A 7,092-nucleotide genomic window follows, 5' to 3' on the forward strand; every position below is an offset into this window, starting at 1 on the left:
GGGAAAAACTCCGACGAGCTGGCGTCTGAATGTCCCATTTAAGGGCAACAAACGCTGCCCAACGCGCCGTGTGCCGGTTTTAAAGGCAACGCGACATTCGCGGTCAGTATTCTGAACGGATTCATCACGATGCGCACGGTGCTCGGTAACCCGGGGCTGCTGGCCATGTCGAAGGAAGATCTGAAGGCGATGCTCACGAGAGCGCTCTTCAACGCGATGCTTACCTGACGTCGGAGAGCCTGGGGAACTATCGCTCGCGAGAGTCAGCCTCAACAATACGCAAGTGCTCGCGTGAAGACGCACATTGACCTATGTCATCGCGCGTTGACATCGCTCGTGCACACATTGCATTTTGCGGGCTGGACGCAAGCCAGTTTTCTCCGGGTAAGGACAATGACCAAATTGAATATCAAGAAAATCGCCCCCGTCATTGTTCTGGCCGCTGCACTTGCCGGTTATTACGGCTGGAGGACGGTGCAAACTCCTGACCTGCCTCAGGGGATTGCTTCCGGGAATGGCCGTATCGAGGCGACGGAGATCGATGTTGCAGCTCTGACGGGTGGTCGGATCGCGAAAATCACCGCCACGGAAGGCGAATTCGTCAAGGCTGGCGATGTTCTGGTCCAGATGGATGTTGTGCAACTGAACGCGCAGAAACGTCAGGCCGAGGCGCAGTTGAGGCGGGCCGAGATCGGGGTCGAGACGGCGAAAGCTCTGGTGGCCCAGGCCGAGGCGCAGGATCGCGCCGCACAGGCCGCGCTGGATCAGGCTGCATCGGTTGCCGAGGCTGCTGCACAAAGGCTGGCCCGCTCGGAACAACTGGTCAAAACCAATGCTATTTCGCAGCAGGTGCTGGATGATGATCGCGCTCGCGACAGACAGGCTCGCGCGGGCGTGGCCTCCGCCGAGGCTGCACAGGCCGCTTCCGAGGCCGGAATCAGCTCGGCAAAGGCCCAGGTTGTCGATGCGGAAGCGGCTGTAGAGGCAGCGAAAGCTTCGATCGATGCAATACAGTCCTCCATCGACGATGCGACGCTGAAGGCAACGCGTGATGGTCGGATTCAATATCTGATCGCGCAGGAGGGCGAAATCGTCGGCTCGGGCGGGCGGATCCTGAGCCTTGTCGACCTCGGCGATGTGTATATGACCGTCTTCCTGCCGACCTCGCAGGCCGGTCTGGTGCAGGTCGGTGCCGAGGTTCGGCTGGTGATGGATGCGGCGCCCGGTTTCGTGATCCCCGCGACCGTCTCCTATGTTGCGGACGTGGCGCAGTTCACGCCGAAGACGGTCGAGACCGCCGATGAGCGCGAAAAGCTGATGTTCCGTATCCGCGCGCGGATCGACCCGGCGCTGCTGTCTCGGCACATCGAATATGTGAAAACCGGGCTGCCGGGCATGGCCTATATCAGGCTTGATCCCCAGGTGGACTGGCCGGCATCTCTGGCAAATGTGGTCCAATGAGTGCCGCCGCTGCGGCTGAAGGTGCCGCCCCGGTCGCCACGGTTGCCGGGCTGAGCCTGCGCTATGGCAAGACCATCGCGCTTGACGATGTGACGCTGGACATCCCGGCGGGGCGTATGGTCGGGCTGATCGGGCCGGACGGGGTGGGCAAATCCAGCCTGCTGTCGCTGCTTGCAGGCGCGCGTGTCATCCAGGATGGCGATGTCAGGGTGCTGAACGGTGATATGGGTATGACGGCCCATCGCAACCGGGTCTGTCCCCGCATCGCCTATATGCCGCAGGGTCTGGGCAAGAACCTCTATCCTACGCTCTCGGTCGAGGAGAATCTCGACTTCTTTGGCGCGCTTTTCGGCCATGACAAGGCAGAGCGGGAACGGCGCATCACCGATCTGCTGGCCGCGACCGGCATGTCGCCCTTCCGTAAGCGCCCGGCGGCCAAGCTTTCGGGTGGCATGAAGCAGAAGCTGGGCCTGTGCTGCGCCCTGATCCATGACCCGGATTTTCTGATCCTGGATGAGCCGACCACGGGTGTTGACCCACTGTCGCGGCGCCAGTTCTGGGATCTGATCGACCGGATTCGCGAGGATCGCCCTGGCATGAGCGTCATCACCGCCACCGCTTATATGGAGGAGGCTGCGCGCTTCGACTGGCTGGTGGCGATGAATGCCGGCGAGGTGCTGGCCACCGGCACCACTGCGGAGCTGCTGGCGCGCACCGGGGAAAGCAATCTTGATGCTGCCTTCATCGCGCTGCTGCCGGACGAGGATCGCGGCGATGGCGCCGCCGTGGTGATCCCGCCGCGCAGAAATGGCGATGATGAAATCGCCATTGAGGCTGAGCATCTGACCCAGCGGTTTGGCGATTTCGTCGCGGTGGACAATGTCTCCTTCCGGATTCCCAAGGGCGAGATCTTCGGCTTTCTCGGCTCAAACGGCTGCGGCAAGACCACGACGATGAAAATGCTGACCGGCCTTTTGGAGCCGACCGAGGGCCGCGCAAAGCTCTTCGGGCATGAGGTCGACGCCCGGGATATGAGGACGCGCCGCCGGGTCGGTTTCATGTCGCAGGCCTTCTCGCTCTATGCGGAACTGACCGTTCTTCAGAATCTCGCACTGCATGCGAAGCTGTTCGAGATGGAGCCGGAGCAGATCCCTGGCCGGATCGAGGAGATGATTTCTCGTTTCGACCTCGGCGATGTGCGTGATGCGCTGCCCGAAGCTCTGCCGCTCGGGATTCGTCAGCGCCTGTCTTTGGCGGTGGCGATGATCCACGGCCCCGAGATCCTGATCCTCGATGAGCCGACTTCTGGCGTCGATCCGGTCGCGCGCAATGGCTTCTGGCGCATTCTGGCAGAACTGTCACGCAAGGATGGCGTGACGATTTTCGTCTCGACGCATTTCATGAACGAAGCGGAATGGTGTGACCGGATTTCGCTGATGCATGCCGGCAAGGTGCTGGTCAGCGACACGGCCGAGGCGATCACGAAGTCCCGGGGCTGCGAGACGCTGGAGGATGCGTTCATCGTCTATCTCGAGGAAGCCATCGGCGAGCCGCGGCCGGAACCTGCGGCCGAGGCCGCCGCGTCTGTGCCAGAGCGTCCGCACCAGGCGGTGGCGGCGCCACATGATGGAGGCGGAGGTTTCAGCCTGCGCCGTCTGCTCAGCTATTCCCGGCTTGAAAGCCTTCAGTTGCAGCGCGATCCGATCCGGCTGACCATGGCACTGATCGGATCCCTGCTCCTGATGGTGATCATCGGCCTCGGCATCAATATGGATGTCGAGGATCTCACCTTCGCGGTCCTCGACCGCGACCAGAGCACGACCAGCCGCGATTACATCCAGGACATTGCAGGGTCACGCTATTTCATCGAAAAGCCTCCGCTGGCCAGCTATGACGACATCGACGCGCGGATGCGCGCAGGCGAGATCAACCTCGCCATCGAAATTCCGCCCGGCTTCGCGGCCGACATTGCGCGTGGCCGGGACGTCGAGGTCGGTGCCTGGTTCGATGGTGCGAACCCCAGCCGGGCGAATACGGTGCAGGGATATGTGCAGGGCATCCATGCCAGCTGGATCATGCGCAAAGCGCGCGAGACCTATGGCGATGCCGCGCTGGCCGGCAGTTTCGAACTGGTGACGCGCTTTCGATACAATCCTGATGTGAAGAGCGTCGTTGCGATGGTGCCCGCCGTGATCCCGATGTTGCTTTTGATGATCCCGGCAATCCTGACCACGCTTTCGGTGGCGCGTGAGAAGGAACTGGGATCGATCATCAATTTCTATGTGACGCCGGTCACGCGGCTCGAGTTCCTGCTCGGCAAGCAGTTGCCTTATATCGTGCTCGCCATGCTCAATTTCTTCCTGATGACCGGCATGGCAGTCTTCTTCTTCCATGTGCCGCTTACGGGCAGTTTCTTCGGTCTGACCCTGGCGGCGCTGATCTATGTGACGGCGACCACCGCACTGGGCTTCCTCGTCTCGGTCTTCATCACCAGCCAGGTGGCGGCGCTCTTCGCGACGGCGATGCTGACCATGATCCCGGCCGTGTCCTATTCCGGTCTGATCGATCCGGTGACTTCGCTTTCGGGCTTTGGTCGGGTCATCGGCGAGATTTACCCCACGACCTGGTTCGTCACTGCGGCACGGGGCAGCTTCTCCAAGGCCTTTGGCATTGCAGAACTGATTGAGCCGATGCTTGCGATGGGGATTGCTGTGCCGGTGATCCTCGGGGCCTGCACGATCTTCCTCAAGAAGCAGGCGAGGTAGGGCCATGAACCTCAAAACTGTCTGGAATCTCGGGATCAAGGAATTGCGCGGCCTCTGGCGCGATCCGATCATGCTGGTACTGATCGTCTATGCCTTCTCGCTTTCGATCTGGACTTCATCGAATGCGGCACCTGAGGCGCTCACGAATGCTGCCATCGGCATCGTGGACGAAGATCAGTCGCATCTTTCATCCCGCATCACGGCGGCCTTCTACGCGCCTTATTTCGTTGAACCGCAGATGATGACCACGACGCAGATGGACGCGCGGATGGATGCCGGGCTCGACACATTTGCGCTCAATATCCCGAATGATTTCGAGCGCGATGTGCTGGCAGGCAAGAGCCCCGCGATCCAGCTGAATGTGGATGCGACGCGTATGAGCCAGGCCTTCACCGGCAGCGGTTATATCCAGCAGATCGTCAGTGCCGAGGTGTCGGAATATGTTGCGGGATATCGGGCCGAGACCGCATTGCCGGTGGGGCTTGCGCTGCGGGCGCGCTACAATCCTTCTCTCGATCCGAAATGGTTCGGCGCGATCTCCAGCGTGATCCAGTCGATCACCATGTTGTCGCTGGTGCTGACGGGTGCCGCCCTGATCCGCGAGAAGGAGCATGGGACGGTCGAACACCTTCTGGTCATGCCGGTTACGGCGGCGGAGATCATGCTCTCGAAGATCTGGTCGATGGGCGCCGTGGTCCTGATCGGTGCTACCTTTGCCCTGAGCGTTGTGGTTCAGGGCGTGATGGAGGTGCCGGTTGCGGGGTCGGTTCCGCTGTTTCTGCTCGGAGCGCTTCTGATGGTGTTCGCCATGACCGCGCTCGGGATCTTCATGGCAACGATTGCGGGAACCATGCCGCAATTTGCGCTCCTGATGATGCTGGTTCTTCTCCCCTTGCAGGTGCTGTCAGGGGCAATGACACCGCGCGACTCGATGCCTCAGATCATTCAGGACATCATGCTGGCGGCGCCGAACACCCATTTCATCATCCTGTCGCAGAGTATTCTCTTCCGTGGGGCCGGGTTCGATGTGGTCTGGCCACAGTTTCTCGCATTGCTGGTGATCGGCTCTGGCTTGTTCTGGCTGGCGCTGAGGCGCTTCCGCAAGTTCCTGAGGTGAACATGCGTGTTCTCTGCGCCGCTCTGATCGCGTTCATGCTGGTAGGCTGCTCGAGCCGCCCTGATCAGGATGTGCTGCGGCCGCAATCGGTTGAGGAACCTGCTGGCGCCCGGGTTGTACAGGTGAATGTCGTGACAACGCGTGCCCCGGAAGCGGAGGCCCCTTGGGCTTATGGTGCAAACCGTGCGGCCCGCCCGCACTACTCAGCCTATGCAATCTCGATCCCGCCCGGACATGAGTCCGGCAAGATCGAATGGCCCCCAAACGGAGCTGTGGCCGATCCGGCGACGGATTTTGTAACCCTGAGGCAGCAGGATCTGAGCCGGAGCAGTTTCCTGTCGAGGATGGGGCGCGATGGCGTGGGGGTTTATGTCCACGGCTACAACACCAGCTATCAGGAGGCGCTTTACCGCCTGGCGCAGCTTGCGACGGATGCACACCTGGAGGGTACGCCTGTTCTGTTCTCCTGGCCGTCTCAGGCCCATGTGGCAGCCTATATGGCCGATAGGGATGGCTCCGACTATTCGCGGACAGCGCTTGTCGGACTGCTGACGGATCTGACCGCCGGGCGCAGTCCGAACAGACCAGTGATTGTGCTCGGCCATTCCATGGGTGGCCGATTGACCATGGAAGCTTTGCTGCAATTGCGCCTGACGGGGCGTGGAGATGTGCTGGACCGGCTCGAGGTGGTTCTGGCGGCCCCCGATATCGATATCGACCTGTTTCGAGACCAGATCTCTGTGATTGGCCGGATGCGGCATCCGATCACGATCCTGGTCTCGGCCGATGATCAGGCTTTGCGGGTGTCTGCCCGCCTGGCGGCACGACGCACAAGGCTTGGCCAGGTGGATGTGCGTGATCCCGCGGTTCAGGCGCTGGCTCTGCAAAACGGGGTCCGCATCGTCGATATCACCAATCTGCCGACCGATGACCCGGCGCACAGTCGCTATGTCGGGCTGCTCTCGGGAGACAGCAGGGAAGCAAATGCTGCGCTCAGTTCCCTCAATGGGGTGCGTCAGGCAGGTGCATTCATTTTCGGACAGTTGGGTGACGCCCTTTACGGGATTGGCGGCGCATTGTCGGATTGAGGGGAGCGCGAAGAATGACAGCTGCAAGCCGATATGTGGTCATCGCAATGCCTTGGAACGAAGAGTCCGCAAAGGCTCTGGCGGCGCAGGGTGGGTAGAGGCCGACCCTACTTGCCCTGCCCGTAAGCGTCCGGTCTGACCGCTACCTGTTGCAGTGCCATGGGAGCAGGTCGTTGACCTTGGTGATCTTGTAGTCGGGGATGCGGGCGAGTGTGTCGGCGAGCCAGGCGTGGGGATCGATGGCGTTGAGCTTGGCCGTTTCGATGAGGGTGTAGGCGATGGCGGCGGCCTTTCCGCCTGCTTCCGATCCGACGAAGAGGTAGTTTTTCCGCCCCACGGCGATGGCGCGCATTCCGCGCTCGGCTGCGTTGTTGTCCAATTCCAGAATGCCGTGGTCGAGGTAGGTGCGCATGCGTTCCATGCGAGTCAGGGCATAGCGGATGGCGGCGGCGAGCGGGGATTTGCCCGAGATTGTAGTGAGTTGCATGGCCAGCCATCGCTCGAGATCGTCAAAGGCCGGGGCGGCATGGGCCCTCCGCAGTTCTGCGCGGCGATCTGGCGGGAAGCTGTTGAGTTCCGCCCAGAAGTGACCCATTTGGGCGCGTAATTTCCATTGAGAACTGACCCATGTGACCTTTTCCCCAAGGCGGCGCGCTGCGGG

5 protein-coding genes are annotated in these 7,092 nt (G+C 61.4%); 4 read left to right on the forward strand and 1 reads right to left on the reverse strand.

The window, feature by feature from the left end:
* The first annotated feature begins 393 nt into the window (after positions 1 to 393).
* From GBJ34_RS20390 to GBJ34_RS20405, 4 genes are all read left to right on the forward strand, one after another.
* Positions 394 to 1,461 carry an HlyD family secretion protein gene (locus GBJ34_RS20390; RefSeq protein WP_151721000.1) on the forward strand — a complete coding sequence of 356 codons (1,068 nt, stop codon included), beginning with the start codon at positions 394 to 396 and terminating at the stop codon, positions 1,459 to 1,461.
* A complete protein-coding gene (gene rbbA, locus GBJ34_RS20395; RefSeq protein ID WP_151721001.1) occupies positions 1,458 to 4,226 on the forward strand; it encodes a ribosome-associated ATPase/putative transporter RbbA in 2,769 nt (922 codons plus the stop codon). Before GBJ34_RS20390 ends, rbbA begins: the two co-directional genes overlap by 4 nt.
* Before the next feature lie 4 nt (positions 4,227 to 4,230).
* Positions 4,231 to 5,343 (forward strand): ABC transporter permease, encoded by a 1,113-nt coding sequence (locus tag GBJ34_RS20400; protein ID WP_151721002.1) that lies wholly within the window; start codon positions 4,231 to 4,233, stop codon positions 5,341 to 5,343.
* A gap of 131 nt (positions 5,344 to 5,474) precedes the next feature.
* On the forward strand, positions 5,475 to 6,431 hold the full coding sequence (locus GBJ34_RS20405) for an alpha/beta hydrolase (protein ID WP_192931313.1): 957 nt from the start codon (positions 5,475 to 5,477) through the stop codon (positions 6,429 to 6,431).
* A gap of 142 nt (positions 6,432 to 6,573) precedes the next feature.
* On the opposite strand, the gene GBJ34_RS20410 is transcribed toward GBJ34_RS20405, so the two are convergent.
* Positions 6,574 to 7,092, reverse strand: a 519-nt coding sequence (locus GBJ34_RS20410) for an IS66 family transposase (protein ID WP_151721004.1), incomplete at its 5' end; no start/stop codon positions are given.

Origin of the sequence: Gemmobacter serpentinus, from assembly GCF_008973825.1 — a bacterium.
Lineage (GTDB): Bacteria > Pseudomonadota > Alphaproteobacteria > Rhodobacterales > Rhodobacteraceae > Gemmobacter > Gemmobacter serpentinus.